Here is a 19112-nt window from a genome sequence, read left to right on the forward strand (position 1 = left end):
ATCTATCCGTCGCGAGGCAAGGAAACGGCGGCATGGCCCGATCAGGCCACGCCGCCGATGTCTTCAGGCGTCGTGGATCAGCCCAGCCAGGCCAGGATGCCCAGGACGAAGGCCAGGATGCCCAGGGCTTCGACCAGGGCGGCGCCGACGAACAGGTTGCCGACTTGCGACGCGGCGGCCGACGGGTTGCGCAGCGCGCCCGCCAGGAAGTTGCCGAAGATGTTGCCCACGCCGATGGCGGCGCCGAGCATGCCCAGCGTGGCCAGGCCGATACCGAAGTACTTGAAGGAGTCGGCTTCCATGTGAGTGTTCCTATTCAGTCAGGGTTGGAAGGGATGGATTATGTCGGGCTGGCCCGCGACCTTAGTGGCCGTGGCCCAGATTGACGACGTCGTTCAGATAGATGCTGGTCAGCACGGCGAAGACGAAGGCCTGCAGGAAGGCCACCAGGAACTCCAGCGCAGTCAGCCCGACGACCATGCCCATCGACAGGGCGGCGACGGGCAGGCCCAGCAGGCCCAGGCCGCCGGTCACGGCCAGCGCGCCCATGGAGACGACGAAGCCGGCGAAGATCTTCAGCGCGATGTGGCCGCCCAGCATGTTGCCGAACAGACGCAGCGTCAGGGTGATGGGGCGCAGCAGGAACGAGATGAACTCGATCGGCGCCAGAATGATCAGCAGCGGCCACGGCACGCCCGACGGCACGAACAGCTTGAAGAAGCCCAGGCCGTTCTTGGCGAAACCCACGGCGATGACGGTCAGGATGGTCAGCAGGCCCAGCGTGCCGGTGACGGCCAGCTGAGACGTAGCGGTGAAGCTGAGCAGCATGCCCAGCATGTTCATGCCCAGCACCAGCAGGAACAGGGTGAAGACGAAGGGGAAATACTTGCGGCCGTCGTGGCCGATGATCGAATCGGTCACGCCGTCGATCATTCCGAACAGGCCTTCACCCGCCGCCTGCAGCCGGCCGGGCACGACCTTGGCGCCCGAGGTCACGAACTGCATGAACAGGACGATCAGCACGAACGCCGCCGTCATGGCGATGTGCGAGTTGGTGATCGCCAGATCGGCGTAGCCGATTCCGGGCAGAGTCACGTCGGGAAGGTCGACGACCTTTTGAATCTGAAACTGGTGAATCGGATCGGCCATAAGCCTATCGGTCCTCGTCTTCTTCTTCGTCGTCGAAGGGGATCGACCGTGGTTCGATCCCGCTCGCCTTGGCTTCCGCCATCAGCCGTTGGGCCGTGCGGTGCGCCATCCATACTGAAACGGCGAAGCCCAGAAGGACGCCGCCGATCAGACCCCAGGGCGTCGTGCCGGCCAGCCGGTCGATGCCGAACCCAAGCGCCAAACCCACCAGAACGCCGCCGATAAGCTCGGCGATGATCCTGTAGGCCTGCCCGGCCGCCTTCTGGCCCGACAGATCGATGGCGGCCTGAGCCTTGGTCCGCGCCTCCAGACCGGATGCGCTTTCGTGGAGGCGTTTGATCGCCTCGTCGCGCGATTCCAGATTTTGAGACATGACCTGTACAATCAGAGGCCCCGGCGAGATCGCCCGGGCAGGGTCTGAATTCGGCGCGGAACCTACAGACGGGACCTGTTTTGGTCAAGTCGCCGTGATCTAGCGCTAAGACGCTGTATTAGCATGGCAAATGGCCATTTCGTCGCGCCTGTGGCGAGGCGTCGCTGGCGCGGAGGCGAACGAGGCCCTAGTTTGGCGGTCATGAACGCCCATGTGGCCCCTCCCCGACCCGGTTCCGAGACCGAAGCCGCGTCGCGGCGGCCGCTCAGCGTGCGCCTGGCCACGCCGCGAGGCTTCTGCGCCGGCGTCGACAGGGCCATCCAGATAGTCGAGCGCGCCATCGAGAAGTACGGCGCGCCCGTCTATGTGCGGCACGAGATCGTCCACAATCGTCACGTCGTCGAGCGCCTGAAGGCCATGGGCGCGGTCTTTGTGCAGGAACTGGACGAGTGCCCGGACGACAGGCCGGTCGTGTTCTCGGCGCATGGCGTGCCCAAGTCGGTGCCGGCCTCGGCCCGAGATCGGAAGATGTTCTATCTGGATGCGACCTGCCCGCTGGTGTCCAAGGTGCACGTCGAGGCGGAGCGGCATCATGCGGCCGGCCGGCACATCCTGCTGATCGGTCACGGCGGCCACCCAGAAGTGGAAGGCACGATGGGCCAGTTGCCGGACGGCGCCATCACCCTGGTCGAGTCGGTCGAGGATGCGCATCGCGTGATGCGGCCGGGGCAGCAGCCGTTGGCCTACGCCACCCAGACCACCCTGTCTCTGGACGACACGGCCGAAATCCTGAGCGTGCTGAAGGCGCGCTTTCCGGAGCTGCCGGACCCGCACAAGGAAGACATCTGCTACGCTACGACCAATCGCCAGGAGGCCGTGAAGCGGCTGGCCGACGGGTCGGACCTGGTGCTGGTGGTGGGCTCACCGAACTCGTCCAACTCGGTGCGGCTGGTCGAGGTGGCGATGCGCTCGGGCGCCGGGGCCGCCAAGCTGGTGGATGACGCCAGCCAGATGGACTGGAGCTGGTTCGAGAGCGTGCACACGGTCGGCATCACCGCCGGCGCCTCTGCCCCCGAGCCCCTGATCCAGGCCCTGATCGCCGCCATCGGCGACCGATTTGACATGACGCTGATGGACGATCCCGGCGAGCGGGAGACGGTCAGCTTCAAGCTGCCGCGTGCGCTGACCGCCTAAATGAAACTCCGCTCATCCCGGCGGAAGCCGGGATCCAGTGAGAACCACACGCGCAACGCTCTGCCATCGCGACTGCAGCCAAAGAACTGGATCCCGACGTCCGTCGGGATGCTCGGTTTTTGTGTGGCCCCTAGAACCGGTACGCCACCCCCACCCGCAGGTTCCGGCCGGCCATCGGGGCGATGTCCTTCAGGAAGGACACGTGCTCGCGAGCCTCGACGTCGGTCAGATTGTGCACCTCGGCGAAGACGGTGATGTTCTTGTCCGCCAGCGGTCGCCAGGCGCCCGTCAGATTGACCATGGTGTAGGCATCGGTCGGCAGCTCGATCTCGGTGACGCGGTCCTGTTCGGCGACGTGACGCACCTCGAGGGCGGCGTCAAAGGGCGTCGAGGACCAGGCCAGGCGGCCGGTCACCGACCACGGCGGGATGCGCGCGGCGGGCCCGAGGTCGGTCTCGGCGTGGACGTAGTCGGCCTGGCCTTCCAGTGACAGCTTGCGGTCGCCGCTCTCCCACAGGGCATAGTCCGCCTCGGCCTCGAAGCCGTAGAAGGTCGCGTCGGTCTGGACGAAGCGATAGATCGGGAACTCTTCGCCCTCGGCGTCGAAGATCTCACCGGTGGCGCGCTCGTCGATGAAGCCGTCATACTTGGACACATAGGGATGGAAGTCGCCGGTAAAGCGGCCGGTCGTGTAGTGGACCGTGCCCTCCAGGGTGTTCACCGTCTCGGCGTCCAGATTGACGTCGCCCGTCTCATAGGCGGCGGTGGCGATGTGCACGCCGTCGGCGAACAGCTCGACCTCGGACGGGGCGCGCTCGTTGTGGGCCAGGCTGAGGCCCAGGAAGAGGCCAGGGGCCGGGCGCAGGAAGGCGGCGATCGAGGCGGAGACATTGTCGAACTGACGCTCGACCTCGGCCGTTTCGCCCAGCGGGATGGCGCTGAGCGTACGCTTGTCGAAGCGCAGGCCGCCCTCGAAGCCGACGGCGCCGCGATCCCAGCGCTGGATCGTGTAGACGCCCTGCTCCTCGATATGCGCGGTGGGGACGAACGCCTCCTCGCCGATGGCGGCGAAGTCGCGGCTGAGGGCCTGAACGCCATAGGCGGCGTTCCAGCCGTCGCGCTCACGCTGGACCAGATCGACGCGGCCTTCCTGGCCGTCGGAGTCGAAGATGGTGCCGGGCTCGCCCGGGCCTTCAAACTCGGTGTGTGTGTATTCGGCGTGTCCGAAGCTGCCGCGCACGGCGCTGAACGGGCCGCCGTCGAAGCGGTATTCGCCGCGCACGTCCTCGCGGGTCTGGTGCAGCTGGATGAAGACGGTCGGTTCGGCCACCGTGCCGTATTCGCTGTCGGTGTCCTTGTAGCTGGCGCCGATGAAGCCCTTGTCGCCGATGTAAGACGCGCCGATGCCCCAGGCTTCCAGCTCGGTATAGGAGTTGGGCTGGCTTCCGCCGTCGCCGCGCGGTTCGCCGTCCAGCGCCGCCAGCCGGGCCGAACGGGCCGGCGACGGGATATCGTAGTCGTCGGTCGAGCGCTTCACCCCGTCGATGTTGAAGGCGAACCGGCCAGCGCCGGCGGTGACGCGGGCGAAGACCGAGCGGCCGTCATCGACGCTGGACGCCTGGGTCGAGATCACGCCGTCGACGCCGCCGTCGGGCATCTCTGTCGGGATGCGGCCGTCCAGGATGTTGACCACGCCGCCGATGGCCGAACCGCCGTACATCAGGGTCGAGGGACCGCGCACCACCTCGATGCGGTTCGATTCCGCCGGGTCGGTGGCGACGGCGTGGTCGGGCGAGACCGACGAGGCGTCGATCATGCCGATGCCGTTGGTCAGCACCTGTACGCGCGGGCCCGACAGCCCCCGGATCACCGGGCGGCTGGCGCCTGGCGCGAAGTCGGTCGAGCGCAGACCCGGCTGGCTGGCCAGCAGGTCGCCCAGCGACTGGGCCGGGGCTACGGCCAGCGCCTGCTCGTCGATCACGTCGGTGGCGATGGTGGTGGCCCGCTGGCTCACGCCGAAGGGGCTGGCCGTGACGACGATGTCGTCCAGCTGCGCGGTGTCGGACGACGCGTCCTGCGCGTGGGCTACGCCGGCCAAGGCCACGGCGGCGGCGGCGCCCAGAAGGCTGGAGCGGGAAACGTGATGCATGGCGAACGTCCGGGAAGAAGACACAGGCTGTTGTTATGAGATAACATCACACAACGTCAAGCCCCTCCGGCAGGTCGCTATCGCGTCGCTAGGGATCGTATTGAAAGCCTTGATATCACCCGGCTTTTCTCGACGCCTTGCTTTCGTCACGCAGGTCGATCATTATCAGGCCGTCGATCTACTTTGCGTAACGCTCTCGTTCTTCTGCGTCTCTGCAAGAGATCCTTAGCTGCTCCCAACATCGGACCGACCCCCCGTCAGCGCGTTGCTGGCTGGGAAAATCGAACGGAGGTCCAGAAAATGGCGACCGGAACTGTCAAGTGGTACAACCCGACCAAGGGTTATGGCTTCATTCAACCGTCGGACGGCGGCAAGGACGTGTTCGTGCACGTCTCGGCCGTTGAAGCGGCCGGCATCGGCACGCTGAGCGACGGCCAGACCGTTTCCTACGAGCTGGAGCGCGATCGTCGCTCGGGCAAGGAATCGGCGGTCCAGCTGAAGTCCGAAGGCTAAGCCTTCAAACGCCGTCTAAAGGGGTCGGCCTCGCCGGCCCCTTTTTCGTTCCACCTTCCAGGAGTTCTCCCATGATTGAAGAAAGCTTCGTGCGCCTTTACGCCCACGACTTCGTCCAGTTCGCGGGCCGCTCCGAACTCGGCCAGGACGTGGACGAGGCCCTGACGCGCCGTGTGCGCGAGGCCCGGTCCCACGCTGTGCTGATGGATCGCCACAAGGGCTCGGACCACCTCGCCGCCCTGATAGAGCGCGTTCGCGACGAGGCGGGCCGCTTCGTCGGCCGCCCCATGCTCAAGGACACCGACCCGGCCGCCGCCGCCGGTCGGCACAAGCGCTTCCTGGTCGATATCGCCGATGTCCTGTCCGAACCCGAGGGCGTCGTCGCTCACCGCGCCGAGGGCAAGCCCGGCCTTCAGATTCGCCGGCTGGACGCCTAGTCCACTCCCCTGTCTCCCACTCACGTCCGATGATGATGGTGGAGGGCGCGGACTACCGCGTCGAGAGGCTGACCAGCAGACACACGAGCAGGAACAGGCACAGCCCCTGCCAGAAGCGGACGGGGTGACGCTCGATCAGCCCCAGCGGCTCGCGCTGCGGCGCGGCCAGGCGTTCGCCGCTTTCCAGAACGTGCACCAGTTCGTCGACATCGGCGAAGCGCTCATCCGGATCGACCTGCAGCGTGCGGCGGATGGCGGCCTCCAGCCATGACGGCACGTCCGGGCGCAGGCGCGTTAGCGACGTCGGCTGCTGCTCGAACTTGGGCCGACCCGCCTCCTCGGCCCTCGCCCACGGATAGTGAGGCCCCGTCAGCGTCCGGAACAGGGTGACGCCCAGTGCGAACTGGTCGCTGGCGGCGTCGCCGGGCGCGCCGTCGAACAGCTCGGGCGCCATGTAGCCCGGGGTGCCGGGCGCTTCGGCCTGATCGAACTCCTCCTCCAGACGGGGGATGCGCGCGACGCCCAGGTCGATCAGCTTCAGCCCGCCGTCCTTCTCGAGAATGACGTTGTCCGGCTTGATGTCGCGGTGGGCGACGCCCAGCCGGTGCAGAGCGGAAACGGCGCGCGCCAGGTTCAGCGCTGTCGTCACCGCCTCGGCCATCTCCATCGGCTCGTGCGTCAGGCGGGCATGGAGGGTTTGTCCCTCGTAGTATGGCTGGACCAGATAAAGCTGCGTCTGGCGGCCCGCCTCGGGCGTCAGGGTTCGCCCGACGTAGGGGCTGTCGACACGGCGGCCGATGAAGCTCTCGCGCAGGAAGGCGGAGCGGGCGCCCTTCTCCGACAGGATGGCGGGCTTGGGGAACTTCAGCACCAGCGGACCGGGCTTGGCGCCGTCGCGGGCCAGGAAGACGCGCGTGTAGCGTCCGTCCGATAGAAGCCGGTCTAGGTGGTAGCCGTCGATCTTCTGGCCGGCGCCGGGCGGCGGCAGGATGGGCAGGCCGGCGACCTCGGCCCCCAGGGCTTCCCAGTCCAGCGCGCCGGTGGTCACCACATCGACGATCAGGGCGGTCGCGTTGTCGCGCGGGCCCGTGACGGTGACAGCGTCCAGCAACCCTTGCGCATCGGCATCGGCCGAGCCGCGGCGCCCCAGGATGCGGCAGATGTCATCCTCGCTCAGGACGCCGTGGACGCCGTCACTGGTCAGCAGCAGGCGGTCATGCGGCATCAGGGGCGTGGAGCGGACGTCCATCTTCACGTCCTGCTCGATGCCCAGCGCCCGGATCAGGACGTGGCCCTTGCCGGGCTGGTCGTGGACGTGGTCCTGCGTGAGGCGCGTGAGGACGCCATCGCGGAAATGCCAGGCGCGACTGTCACCGACGTGCAGCACCGTCGCCTCGCGCCCCCGCAGGACCATGGCTGTGAAGGTGCAGGCCGCGCCCTGCATGTTGGGGTCGGTCTTGCCCTTGGAGTTGAGCCAGCGATTGTAACCTTGCATGGCGCGGATGCCCGCCGTCGGAATGCCGACGATGGGATCCTGGTCCATGTATCCGTCGATGAAGCTGCGAACCGCCAGCTCGGCGGCGATACGCCCGCCCTTTGAGCCGGACACGCCGTCCGCGACGATGGCGACGACGCCGTGGGTGCGTTGTTCCGAGGGGCTGCCCAGATGGACGCCGCCGAAATCCTGATTATCCGCGCGCGGGCCGCGCATGGTCGCGAAGCCCGCCGCGATCTCCAGCCTGTCGTCGCTCATGTGCCTCTGATCCCCGCAAGGGAGTCAGAGGCACAGAGCGGATCAGGTCAAACGATTACTTCGCCGCGTCGGCGTTAGCTTCGTCCATCTGGTCGACCATCGCCTGGTGAGCGGTAACGGTCGGCAGGGTCTCGGACGCCCAGGTCTTCAGAGTCGCGTCGTTGCTGGTCATGCCGAAAGCCTCCAGCAGCGCCTTGGTCTCGTTATGTGCGGCTTCCTGCTGCTGCAGATAGACGCGATCGAAATCCTGGTCGGTGGCGCCGCGCAGATTGTCGATCAGGCCCTGGTGGCGCTGATCCATCATGGTCGGCACGGTCAGGTTCAGGGCGGCGGCCAGCGGCTTCAGCTTTTCACCGGCGGCGGTGTGGTCGGCCACCATCTTGGAGCCGAACGCCTTGATCGCCGGGTTGGTGGAGCGCATGGCGGCGATCTTGCCGGCTTCGACCTCGTACATGCCGCCGATGGCCGCATTGGTGACGAAGCTTTCGTTGGTGGCCGCGGCGACGGGGGCAGCGACCGCGCCGACGGCGCCGGCGGTCGTGTCCTGGACGGTGTTGGCGGCCTGGTTCTGCTGATCCGGCGCGCCGCCGGATTCGCCTTGGCCACAGGCGGCGAGCGACAGGGCGGCGACGGCGGCGGCGGCCATGGCTAGGGTCTTGGTACGCATGGTGTGTTCCTCCACAGGGTGCGTCACACGACGCCCCTTGCCTCTCGACGAGGCTTCTGTGGAGGTAACGGCCCCGTGATCGGGACGTTCCGTTCGACAGCCGATCAGGTCGGCCGGTTCAACGCGCCGGTCAGGCGACGGGCGCGTTGTCGCCCGTCCAGCCGCCGGCCAGAGCCTTGAAGACCGTGACCTGATAGCTGACCACCAGACCGTCCGACGCCGCCAGGGTGGCGTCGGCGGCGGCCAGGGTCCGTTCTGCGTCCAGCACCGTCAGGAAGCTGTCGGCGCCGGCGTCGAAACGCAGGCGTGACAGGCGGGCGGCGGTGGCGGCTTGGTCCCGCGCGGCGCGCAGGGCGGCGTTGCGGTCCAGCTCGTTGGCGTAGGCCGACAGGGCCGTCTCGGTTTCCTGAAGGGCCTCCAGCACCGTCTGGTCAAACGTCGCCAGGGCGGCGGCCGACCCAGCGCTGGCCTGCTCGATGCGGGCGCGCGCGGCGAAGATGTTGGGGAAGGTCCAGGAGATCAGCGGGCCGAAGCCGAAGCGGAAGTTCTGGTTCTCGCCCAGGCCGCTGGCGTCCGATGCGGTCGAGCCGATCGAGCCGCCCAGGCTGATGCTGGGATAGAGGCTGGCCGTGGCGACATTAACGCGCGCGGCGGCGGCGGCGAGCTGACGCTCGGCCTGGCGCACATCGGGGCGGCGGGCCAGCAGCTGGGCGCCGTCGCCGACCGGGATCGGCTGCATCAGGCGCGGCGGCGTGGTGCAGGCGCGGGCTGAGGCATCGACGCTCTGCGGCGTCTGGCCGGTCAGGGTCGCCAGGCGGAAGACGGCGCTTTCGCGCTGTGCCAGCAGGCTGGGCAGGGCGGCTCGGCTGGACTCCAACGCCGAGCGAGCGCGGGCCACGTCCAGACCGTTGCCCGAGCCGGCGTCGAGCAGGCGCTGGGTCAGATCGACCGTGTTGGACTGCAGCTCGATGGTGCGCTGGGCGACCTCGATCTGGGCGTTGGCCGAGCAGGTGTCGGCATAGGCGCGGGCGGTCTCGGCGGCGACCGAGACACGCACGATCTCCAGCGCGGCGGCGGCGGCGTCCGCATCGGCGCGGGCCGCGCGGATGCTGCTGGAGACGCGGCCGAACAGGTCGATCTCGTAGGAGACGTCGAGGCCGACGTCATAGCTGTCGTAGTCCGGCAGCGCCTGATCGTCGGGCAAGCCCTCGACCTGGGTGGACGAGCGCGACGCCCTGCCCCGCTGATACGAAGCGGACGTCTGGGTGCCGGGAAGACGCGCGGTGCGCGTCTCGCCCAGGACGGCGCGAACCTGGCGCAGGTTCTGGACCGCGGCCTCGATGTCGTTGTTCTCGGTCAGGGCCTGCTGGACCAGGGCGTCGAGCGCCGGGTCCGAGTAGAGCCGCCACCAGTCGTCGCGCGCGGTGGCGCTGGTCGTGGCCTCGGCGTCCTGGGAGATGAAGGCGCCCGACGCCTCAGGGGGGAGGCGGGCGTCGGGCGCCTTCGGCCCCACCGCGCAGGCCGCCTGGGAGAGGCTGACCAGAGCAACGGCGGAGAGGAGTGCAATACGGGTCATCAGGCGGCGTCTCCCGCGGCCGGGGCCGCGCCGGTCGCCGGCGGATCGGCACGATCGTGCTCCGGCGTTCCGTAGGTGGTGGGCAAGGTCCGTTCCTTCTCGGGCGCCTTGGGCATGTAGCCCGCCAGCTTGCGCGAGATGACGTAGAAGACCGGCGTGAACAGCAGGCCGAACAGGGTCACGCCCAGCATGCCGGAGAAGACGGCGGTGCCCAGCGACTGACGCATCTCGGCCCCGGGGCCCGTCGCCAGCATCAGCGGCACGACGCCGAAGATAAAGGCGAACGAGGTCATCAGGATCGGACGCAGGCGCGTCTGGGCGGCGCGCACGGCGGCGTCCCAGCGGCTGAGCCCCTCGTCCTCGGCCTGCTTGGCGAACTCCACGATCAGGATGGCGTTCTTGGCCGCAAGCGCGATCAGGACGACCAGGCCGATCTGGACCAGGATGTTGTTGTCCAGGCCCCGGATGTTGACCCCGATCATGGCCGCCAGAATGCACATCGGCACGATCAGCACGACGGCCAGCGGCAGGGTGAAGGCCTCGTACTGAGCGGCCAGCACCAGGAAGACCAGCACCACGGCCATGGCGAAGACCACGGTCGCGCCGCCGGCGGACGCCTTCTCCTGCAAGGCCAGGCCGGTCCACTCGTAGGCGAAGCCGGCCGGCAGCGTGGCCTCGGCCAGTTGCTCCATCGACGCGATGGCCTGGCCGGAGGAAACGCCCTCCGCCGCTTGTCCTTGCAGCGTGGCCGCCGGGAACAGGTTGTAGCGGACGACGCGCGCCGGACCGGAGTCCTCGCGCAGGTTGGCGACAGAGCCGATCGGAACCATGGCGCCGGTGGCCGAGCGGGTCTTCAGATTTGCGATGTCGGCCATGTCGTCGCGCGCCGTCGGCTCCGCCTGAGCGGTCACCCGGAAGGTGCGGCCCAGGAAGTTGAAGTCGTTGACGTAGGACGAGCCCAGATAGACGCCCAGGGTGTTGAAGACGTCCGACGGCTGGACGCCCATCATCAGCGCCTTGTCACGGTCGACATCGGCGGCGATGCGCGGCGAGCCGGTGTTGTAGGTCGAGAAGACCTGCTGCACCTGATCGGGCGCCTGGGCGGCGGCGCCCATCATGGCGAAGGTGGCGCCTTCCAGCGCGCGGTAGCCCGCGCCGCCGGTGTCCTGGACCATCAGCTCGAAGCCGTTGCCGTTGCCCAGACCCTGAACAGCGGGCGGCGCGATGACGAAGATATTGGCGTCCTCGATGCCCGAGGTCGCGCCGGTGATGGCGCCCGCCAGGGCCGCGGCGCTCTGTTCGGCCGACTTGCGGTCGGCGAAGGCGTCGAGGCGCACGAAGATGGTCGCGGCGTTGGAGCCGAACGAGAAGCTGGTGCCGTCCAGGCCGGCGAAAGCGACCATGCCCTCTACGCCCTCGGTGGTCTTGATGATCTCCGAGGCGCGCTGCATCACGGCCTGGGTGCGTTCCAGCGAGGCGCCGGGCGGCAGTTGCACGACGCCGATCAGGAAGCCCTGATCCTGCTCCGGGATGAAGCCGGACGGGGTGTCGGTCAGACGCCAGGCGGTCAGGCCGAGCAGCACCGCATAGACCACCAGCATCAGGCCGACCGTACGCACCAGACGCGCGGTCAGGCGGCCGTAGCGGTCCGACAGCCAGTCGAAGCCCTGGTTGAACTTGCGTCCGGCATAGCCGCCGTAATAGGCGGCCGTGCCCAGCAGGCCGGGCTTGCGGTGATTGTCATGCGCCTTGTGCGGCTTCAGCAGCAGGGCGGCCATAGCCGGCGACAGCGTCAGCGACACGATCAGCGAGACCACCGAGGCCGTCGTGATGACGATGGCGAACTCGCGATAGAAGATGCCCGGGATCCCCGGCACGAACATGGTCGGCACGAACACCGAGACCAGCACCAGGCCGATCGAGATCAGGGCGCCCGAGACCTCCTGCATCGACCGATAGGCCGCCTCCTTGGGCGTCAGCCCCTCGCGGATGTATCGCTCCACGTTTTCGACCACGACGATGGCGTCGTCGACGACGATGCCGACGGCCAGAACCAGGGCGAACAGGCTGAGCGAGTTGATCGAATAGCCGAGCGCCAACTGGACCGCGAAGGTGGCGACCAGGGCGACCGGGATGGCCACGATCGGAATGATGGCGGCGCGCCAGGTCTGCAGGAAGACCAGCACGACCAGAACCACCAGCACGACGGCTTCCAGCAGGGTGTGCTGAACCGACTCAACCGAGGCGGCGACGAACTCCGTGGGGTTGTAGGCGACCTGTACGGCCATGCCGGCGGGCAGCTCCGTGCGCAGCGCCTCGACTTCGGCCTGCACGCGCTCGGCGGTGCCCAGGGCGTTGGCGCCGGGCTGCTGGACGATGGCGATGCCCACGCCCTGCTGGCCGTCAAAGAAGCCGCGGATGCCGTAATCCTGGGCGCCCAGTTCGACACGCGCGACGTCGCGGACGCGGGTGACGCGGCCCTCGGCGTCGGTCTTGATGACGATGTCGGAGAACTGCTGGGGGTCGGTCAGGCGGCCTTGCACCTGCACCGGCAGCTGGAAGGCGGCGGCGTTGGTGGCGAAGGGGGGCTGGCCGATGGCGCCGGCGGCGGCCTGGACGTTCTGGGCGCGCAGAGCGGTGATGATGTCGGAGCCGGTCAGATTGCGCTCGGCCGCCTTGGCCGGGTCGATCCAGACGCGCATCGAATAGTTGCCGCCGCCGAACACCTGGACGGCGCCGACGCCGTCGATCCGCAGCAGGCGGTCGCGCAGCACCGATTGGGCGTAGTTGCCGACGTAATCGTTATCCAGCGTCTTACCGGGCGAAGTCAGGCCCAGGATCATCAGGAAGCCGCTCTCCTGCTTGTTCACCGTGACGCCGACCTGACGGACGGCTTCGGGCAGGCGGGGTTCGGCCAGGGCGACGCGATTCTGGACCAGCACCTGGGCCGCATCCAGATCGGTGCCCGGATTGAAGGTGACGGTGATCGCCACCGCCCCGTCCGAGGTCGAGGAGGACGAGATGTAGAGCATCCCCTCGACGCCGTTCACCTCCTGCTCGATCGGCGCGGCGACGGTCTCGGCCAGAGTCTCGGCCGAGGCGCCCGCATAGGCGGTGTTGATGGTGATCGTGGGCGGCGCGATCTCCGGATACTGCGACAGCGGCAGCAGCGGATAGGCGAAGACGCCCACCAGGGTGATGAACACCGCGATCACGGCCGCGAAGATCGGCCGATCGATGAAGAAGCGTGAGATGTTCATGTCTGGATCAGTCGCCGGCGACGTTGGCGAAGGTGGCGCTGGAGGCCGGGGCCGCCTGCGTCACCGTCTGGGTGGCTTGCTGGGCGACCGGCTCGATGCGGCCGTTGACCGGCTTGATCTTGGCTCCCGGCTGCTGAACGCGTTGCAGGCCGGCGATGATGACGCGGTCATTGGCCTGCAGGCCCGAACGGACCACCCGCAGACCGTCGACCAGCGGCCCCAGCTGGACCGGGCGCGGCGCGGCCGTGCCGTCGGCGTTCATGACATAGACGACGCGGCGAGCCTGATCGGTGGCGATGGCCGCGTCGGGCACCAGCATCGCCTGATAGCTGCCCGAACCGGCGAGACGCGCCTGGCCGAACATCCCCGGCTTCAGGAAGTTGTCGGCGTTCGCCACAACGGCGCGCAGGCGCACCACGCCCGAGGCCGTGTCGATGGCGTTGTCAGTGAAGTCCAGCGTGCCCGCGCGGCTGAAGTTGGCTTCGTCCTGCAGGCGGATCTGGATGGGCGCCGCGCCCTGGCGGGCCTGACGCTGATACTTCAGCAGCACCGCCTCGGAGCCGTCGAAGGTGAAGTAGATGGGCGAGGCGGCGACGATGGTCGTCAGCAGGTCGCCGGCCGAAGAGCCGCCGGCCACCAGGTTGCCGGCGTCGACGCGGCGGTCGGAAACCCGGCCGGTGATGGGAGCCGTGACGCGCGTGAACTCGACATCCAGGCGGCGGGCGCGAACGGCGGCGTTGGCGGCCGCGACCGCCGCCTGGGCCGTCTGCACGCCGCTGCGGGCCGTATCGGCCTCGGCTTGCGAGACCGCCTGCGACGCCAGCAGCGTTTCGGCGCGGGCGGCTTGGCTGCGGGCCAGGGCCAGTTGGGCGTTGGCCTGGGCCAGTTGCGCCTGGGCGGCTTGCAGGGCGGCCTGTGCCGGGCGCGGGTCAAGCGTGAACAGCAGTTGACCGCGCTGAACGACCTGGCCGTCGCGGAAGTGGACCTGCTGAACATAGCCGCCGACGCGGGCGCGAACCTCTACCTCCTGCGGCGCTTCGAAGCGTCCGGTGAAGTCGTCCCAGTCCTGCACCGTACGGACCAGCGGCTGGGCCACCGTCACCGAAGCCGGCGGCGGGGTCTGAGCCTCGCTGCGTGGCGCACAGCCGTAGTTCAAGCTCATGAGCAGGGCCGAGGCCGCCAGCATGGCTACCGTGCGCATTCGCGCTTCTCCGTGTTCGATTAGTCTGCAACAGACGACACACGGCGGGGGAGGCCATGTCATCATCCGGTGACATGGGCCGATCCGCAGCGCTTGTCAACACGCGTTGACAAAGCCATATAGGCCTTGGGGCTATTGACTGGACACGCCGTGGATTGTTGCCCGCCTTTTACCCGTCGCCGGGACGCCGCCGCCACACGCGGCGCGATTCTCGACGCCGCCCTGATCCGTTTTGCCGCTGAAAGCTACGACGACGTCGGCATGCGCGACATCGCGCGTGACGTGGGCGTCGATGCGGCGCTGGTCAGCCGCTACTTCGGTTCAAAGGAGGATCTGTTCGTGGCCGTCCTGGACGGTTGCGACAACGGTTCGACGCTTATGAGCGGCGATAGGGCCACGTGGGGCCAGCGCGTCGCGCGCGAGCTGGTCTACGAGCGCAAGCCCGAGTCGAAGTTGCGGGGCATGTTGATCATGCTGCGCTCGATCAGTTCGGCAAAGGCGAGCGAACTGGTCCAGCGTTCGGCGGATGAGCGCTTCCACGGGCCGTTCGCCGCATGGGTCGGCGAGCCGGACGGCGCGGTGCGCGCACGCCTGGCCGCCGGACTGATCATGGGCATCGCCATCGGCCGCGAACTCAGCGGCGGTTTCAACATGACGACCGAGCAGTGCGAACTGATGTGCAGCCGCTTGGCCGTGACCCTTCAGGGTTTCATCGACGGCTGACGTTCGCCGGGTGCGGATCGCGATTTGCCGGGCCATGCGGCCGGGCCTAGGTTGGCGCCGATCATGAACGCCGTCGTCGTCCAGCTTCGTCCCCAGTCGATCGATTGCGGGGTCAGCCGCCGCGAGACCGCCTGCGCCGAATGCGGCGCGCGCGCCTTCAGCGTCTGCGACGATCTGGCCGAGGCCGATCTCGAACGGCTGGATTCGCTGGCCGAGACGGTCCGGTTCGCGCCGGGCGAAGTGCTGGTCCGTGAGGGCGACCCGGCGACGAAGCTGTTCAACCTGACGGGCGGCTCGGCGCGGGTGTTCAAGCTGATGCCCGATGGACGCCGCCAGATCGTCGGCTTCCTGTTCGCCGGCGACTTTCTCGGTCTGGCGACAGGGAAAACGTACGCCTTCTCCGCCGAGGCGATCGAGCCGACCACCGCCTGCCGCTTCAACCGCGCCGCCTATCGGGCCCTGATCGACGACAGCCCGGCGCTGGGCTCGGCATTGCTGGAGCGGGCGCGGCACGAGCTGGCGGCGGCGCAGAACCAGATGCTGCTGCTGGGCCGCAAGACGGCGCAGGAGCGGATCGCGTCCTTCCTGCTCGACCTGGCCGAGCGCGACCCTATGCGTGCGCAAGCGCCGGATGCTCTGCACCTGCCCATGACGCGGACAGACATCGCCGATTGCCTGGGCCTGACCATCGAGACGGTCAGCCGGACGCTGACACTGCTGAAAACCTCGGGCGTCATCCGCATGACCACCCTGTCGAGTCTGGAACTGCGCGATCCGGTCCGGCTGCGCGAGATCGCGGAAGGCCTATAGGCCGAAATCGGTTCGGCTGACGCATTCCGGCCGGGCTCAGATTTCGGCCAAACGATCAGGCCGACTGCAGGCGCGCGTTCGGCGCGGCGCGGACCGACACCGTCTGATCACACAGCCTCAGCGGCGCGGGACGGTGGCTGGCCAGGATCAGCCCCTGCCCTGTCCGCTTCAGATGCGCCTGAACCCCCGCCAGCACGCGCTGCTCGGTCGCCTCGTCCAGCCCCTCGGTCGGTTCGTCCAGCACCAGCCACGGCGCGTCACGCAGATAGGCCCGCGCCAGCGTCAGCCGCCGCCGCTCGCCGCCCGACAGCCGCGCCCCGTTGGGGCCGACAGGCGACGCCAGCCCCTCGCGCCCGAACCGTTCGGCCAGCCCGACGGCCTCCAGCACGGCCCACAGCTCGGCCGTTTCGGCGCTCGGCTTGGCCAGCCGCAGATTGGCGCCGACGTCGGCGTCCAGCAGGGTGATGGTCTGGGGGCAATAGGCGAACATCGGGCGCGACGCCTCGGAAGACAGTCGCCCGACCGGCGCGCCGCCGACCCTCAGGGCGCCGTCGTCTGCGGGCCGCAGCCCCATCAGCCGCTCGATCAGTTGCGTCTTGCCGACCCCCGACACGCCCAGCACCGCCAGCCGCGCCGGCGGCGCCAGGGGCAGGTCCAGACCGGGCGCCTGGATAGCGGCGCCGACGGGCTGTTCGCTCGCGGCGGGCGCGGGTTCGGTCAGTTCGGCCAGACGGTCCAGCGCGGCGTCAGCTTCACCCGCCTGCAACAGGGCGGCCGCCAGCCCGCCGGCCGCCTCCACGCCGGCGACGGCGGCCAGCGTCGCCAACGCTGTAAGGGCCAAGGGCGCGCCTTGCGCTACGATCAGCACGCCGCCGGCGGTCAGACCGGTAACCGCCCATTGCCAAGCGCTGACACGTCCCTCGGCGGCGGCGAGGGCTACACGAGCCTGGTCCACGCCCTCGGCGGCGTGGGCCACGCGATCCTGGGCCCAGCCGATCAGGTCGTAGGCCTTCAGCTCGGGCGCGGCTGCCTCCAGCGCAGCGACCTCGGCCTTGAGGCGGCCGCTCTCGTGGCGAAGACGTCGGCTTGTCTCGGCGACGCGCCGCCCCAGCAGCGAGGCTGCGGATATGGCGGCGCCCATGCCGGCCAGGATGACCAGCGCAGCCCACGGCGTGGCGAGTGCGCTCAGCGTCAACGCGACGACGGCCCCGGCGCCGAGGCTCCATGGCGCGGAGGCGCGGACCAGCCGGGTCTGCAGGGCGTCGATATCCTGAACCAGCCGATTGGCAGCGTCGCCGGCCGCCAGCGCCATGGCCCGGTGCGGCGCGCCGGACGCGAGGGTCGCGTAAAGCCGGGGCCGCAGCCGCGCGAGCACCAGCAGCGCGGCATCATGCCCCGCCACTCGCTCGACGTATCGCGCGCCGGTCCGCAGGATGGCCAGCAGGCGGATGCACGCGGCGGGCAGCAGATAGTTGAACAGCTGGACGGCGGCCAGACCGCCCGTCCCGGCGAGCGCCGCACCGACGATGAACCAGCCGGAGACGCCCAGCAGCGCTACGGACGCCAGGGCCAGCACCGCGCCGGCCCCCGCCGCGACCGCCAGGCGCAGGCCCTGCCGCCGGCTCTCGCGACGCACGACGTCCAGCAGATCGTCCCGCGCGCCGGTCACAGGCGAACCACGCGATCGGCCAGCGCCATCACGGCGGGCGAGTGGGTGGCGATCAGGACGGTGCGACCGACGGCGGCTGTCTGGATGGCAGCGATCATGGCGGCCTCGGCGGCGGCGTCGAGGTTGGCGGTCGGCTCGTCCAGCAGCAGGATCGGCGCGTCCTTGACCAGGGCGCGGGCGACGCCGAGTCGCCGTCGCTCGCCGCCCGACAGGCCGCCACCGCGTTCGTCCAGCGCGCGGTCGAGAGCGACGGTCAGGCCCGCCGCCTTCGCCGCGGCCTCGATCTCGGCGGCGGTGGCGTCCTTGCGGGCGAGGGCCAGATTGGCGCGGACCGATCCTGGCAGGACCACCGGATCCTGACCCACCCAGGCGACGCTGCCCGCGAAATGCCGCGCTTCGGCCAGGCGGCGGCCGTCGACCTGCACCTGCCCCCGCGTCAGGGGCGACAGGCCCAGCAGCAGGTTCAGGAGGCTAGTCTTGCCCCGCCCGCTGGGTCCGACCAGAGCGACGATCTGGCCAGGCCGGACGATCAGGTTGAAGCCCTCGATCACGGCCGGCGCATGGACGTAGGCGATGGCCACATCGGTGAAGCGGATCTCGGGGGCGTCGGCGGAGCGCGCTTCCTCGCGCGACGCGACCAGCTGCGCGCCGCTCACTCGCGCCAGCATCGGCGCGGCGGCTTCGGCGGCCTGGCGATCGTGGTAGGCGGCGGCGAGGCGGCGCAGGGGCAGGTAGACTTCCGGCGCCAGGGCCAGCACGAAGACGGCGCGGGCCAGGTCCAGTTGCTCCGGCGCCGGGAAGGGCAACAGCCGCAGCAGGTTGAAGCCGCAGTAGACGGCGACCAGCGCCACGGCCAAGGCTGCAAAGAACTCCAGCACGCCGGACGAGAGGAAGGCGATCCGCAGCACCCGACCCGTGTGCCGTGCCAGATCGTCGGAGGCGCGCGCCACCTCGGCGGCGATGCGGTCCTGGCCCTGGAAGGCGATCACCGCCGGCAGGGCGCGGATGCGGTCCAGGAACAGGCCGGACAGCTGGGCCAGGGCGTCGAACTGTCGCCGGCTTTCCTCGCCTGCCGCCATTCCGGCCAGGGCCATGCCGGCGATGAAGGGGATCAGCGTCAGCAGCACCAGAGCAGCGGCGAACGGACTGGCCACGGCCATCACCGCCACCAGCAGCAACGGCGTCGCCGTCGCCGCGATCCGCAGAGGCGTGAAGCGCGCGACGTACCCGGTCAGGGCGTCGACGCCCTCGACCGGCGCGGCGGCATCAGCCGCCTCTGCGCGACCCGACGCGACCAGGCCGGCGAATGCGCGGCGCCGCACGTCCTGACGTACCGCGCGCGCCGCCTCGGCGCCTTGGCGCGCCGCCGCTAGGCCGATCAGCCCGCGCACGATCAGGCTGGCGGCTGCCGCAACAGCCCAGCCGGCGGCCACCTGCGGCCGGTCCATGCCGGCCAGGGCCAGCGCCAGAGACGCCGCAAACCCGACCGCAGGCAAGGCCTCCGTCACCATGAGGACCGCCGCGATGCGGGCCGGACGAGCGCCGGTGCGCGCCGCTTCGGCCAGCCAGCGCCGTGCATCGCGGTCGCCTCGCGAGGGCGGTTCAAATGCGATGTCAGCGGCCATACGGCGCATTTAC

General features: G+C 69.2%; 16 protein-coding genes. 5 read left to right on the plus strand and 11 right to left on the minus strand.

Translation table 11 applies throughout. The features are described from left to right. Positions 1-77: 77 nt before the first annotated feature. The 3 genes from ASG17_RS12095 to ASG17_RS12105 form a co-directional block, all read right to left on the minus strand. On the minus strand, positions 78-302 hold the full coding sequence (locus tag ASG17_RS12095) for a F0F1 ATP synthase subunit C (protein WP_056104051.1): 225 nt from the start codon (positions 300-302) through the stop codon (positions 78-80). Positions 303-363: 61 nt separating this feature from the next. Beyond that, on the minus strand, positions 364-1149 hold the full coding sequence (locus ASG17_RS12100; RefSeq protein WP_056104054.1) for a F0F1 ATP synthase subunit A: 786 nt from the start codon (positions 1147-1149) through the stop codon (positions 364-366). Positions 1150-1153: 4 nt separating this feature from the next. Beyond that, positions 1154-1522 carry an AtpZ/AtpI family protein gene (locus ASG17_RS12105; protein WP_056104060.1) on the minus strand — a complete coding sequence of 123 codons (369 nt, stop codon included), beginning with the start codon at positions 1520-1522 and terminating at the stop codon, positions 1154-1156. A 201-nt stretch (positions 1523-1723) separates the two neighbouring features. Here ASG17_RS12105 and ispH point away from each other — a divergent pair, with 201 nt between their 5' ends. Next, positions 1724-2716, plus strand: a complete 993-nt coding sequence (gene ispH / locus ASG17_RS12110) for a 4-hydroxy-3-methylbut-2-enyl diphosphate reductase (RefSeq protein WP_056104063.1) — start codon at positions 1724-1726, stop codon at positions 2714-2716. 130 nt (positions 2717-2846) lie between these two features. Here ispH and ASG17_RS12115 read toward each other — a convergent pair whose 3' ends face one another. After that, entirely contained in the window at positions 2847-4865 is a 2019-nt protein-coding gene (locus ASG17_RS12115; RefSeq protein WP_056104065.1) for a TonB-dependent receptor, read from the minus strand. A 300-nt stretch (positions 4866-5165) separates the two neighbouring features. On the opposite strand from ASG17_RS12115, the gene ASG17_RS12120 reads away from it, so the two are divergent. Together ASG17_RS12120 and ASG17_RS12125 are read left to right on the plus strand one after the other, a co-directional pair. Beyond that, complete coding sequence (locus tag ASG17_RS12120; RefSeq protein WP_056104068.1) at positions 5166-5378, plus strand: cold-shock protein; 213 nt, start codon at positions 5166-5168, stop codon at positions 5376-5378. Positions 5379-5449: 71 nt separating this feature from the next. Beyond that, the gene (locus ASG17_RS12125) at positions 5450-5815 is read left to right on the plus strand and encodes a hypothetical protein (RefSeq protein ID WP_056104074.1); all 366 of its coding nucleotides are present in this window, start codon (positions 5450-5452) and stop codon (positions 5813-5815) included. A 52-nt stretch (positions 5816-5867) separates the two neighbouring features. Here ASG17_RS12125 and ASG17_RS12130 read toward each other — a convergent pair whose 3' ends face one another. The 5 genes from ASG17_RS12130 to ASG17_RS12150 all read right to left on the minus strand — a co-directional run bounded on the left by ASG17_RS12130 (position 5868) and on the right by ASG17_RS12150 (position 14272). Beyond that, entirely contained in the window at positions 5868-7568 is a 1701-nt protein-coding gene (locus ASG17_RS12130; RefSeq protein ID WP_056104077.1) for a bifunctional protein-serine/threonine kinase/phosphatase, read from the minus strand. Positions 7569-7623: 55 nt separating this feature from the next. Continuing rightward, positions 7624-8235, minus strand: coding sequence for a DUF4142 domain-containing protein (locus tag ASG17_RS12135; RefSeq protein WP_056104081.1), 612 nt, complete (start codon positions 8233-8235; stop codon positions 7624-7626). 130 nt (positions 8236-8365) lie between these two features. After that, positions 8366-9811, minus strand: coding sequence for an efflux transporter outer membrane subunit (locus ASG17_RS12140; protein ID WP_056104084.1), 1446 nt, complete (start codon positions 9809-9811; stop codon positions 8366-8368). Next, on the minus strand, positions 9811-13071 hold the full coding sequence (locus ASG17_RS12145; protein ID WP_056104087.1) for an efflux RND transporter permease subunit: 3261 nt from the start codon (positions 13069-13071) through the stop codon (positions 9811-9813). Before ASG17_RS12145 ends, ASG17_RS12140 begins: the two co-directional genes overlap by 1 nt. Before the next feature lie 7 nt (positions 13072-13078). After that, on the minus strand, positions 13079-14272 hold the full coding sequence (locus ASG17_RS12150) for an efflux RND transporter periplasmic adaptor subunit (protein WP_056104090.1): 1194 nt from the start codon (positions 14270-14272) through the stop codon (positions 13079-13081). Between the two features lie 150 nt (positions 14273-14422). Between ASG17_RS12150 and ASG17_RS12155 the strand changes: the two genes are divergently transcribed. Next, the gene (locus tag ASG17_RS12155) at positions 14423-14995 is read left to right on the plus strand and encodes a TetR/AcrR family transcriptional regulator (protein WP_056104092.1); all 573 of its coding nucleotides are present in this window, start codon (positions 14423-14425) and stop codon (positions 14993-14995) included. Between the two features lie 63 nt (positions 14996-15058). Continuing rightward, a complete protein-coding gene (locus tag ASG17_RS12160) occupies positions 15059-15805 on the plus strand; it encodes a Crp/Fnr family transcriptional regulator (RefSeq protein WP_082496255.1) in 747 nt (248 codons plus the stop codon). A gap of 55 nt (positions 15806-15860) precedes the next feature. Here the strand turns inward: ASG17_RS12160 and ASG17_RS12165 are convergent, their stop codons facing one another. Together ASG17_RS12165 and cydD are read right to left on the minus strand one after the other, a co-directional pair. Next, a complete protein-coding gene (locus ASG17_RS12165) occupies positions 15861-17474 on the minus strand; it encodes an amino acid ABC transporter ATP-binding/permease protein (protein WP_056104097.1) in 1614 nt (537 codons plus the stop codon). Further along, the gene (gene cydD, locus ASG17_RS12170) at positions 17471-19099 is read right to left on the minus strand and encodes a thiol reductant ABC exporter subunit CydD (protein WP_056104100.1); all 1629 of its coding nucleotides are present in this window, start codon (positions 19097-19099) and stop codon (positions 17471-17473) included. The genes ASG17_RS12165 and cydD overlap by 4 nt, the downstream gene beginning before the upstream one ends. Positions 19100-19112 lie beyond the last annotated feature (13 nt).

It is taken from the genome of Brevundimonas sp. Leaf363, from assembly GCF_001424025.1.
Lineage (GTDB): Bacteria > Pseudomonadota > Alphaproteobacteria > Caulobacterales > Caulobacteraceae > Brevundimonas.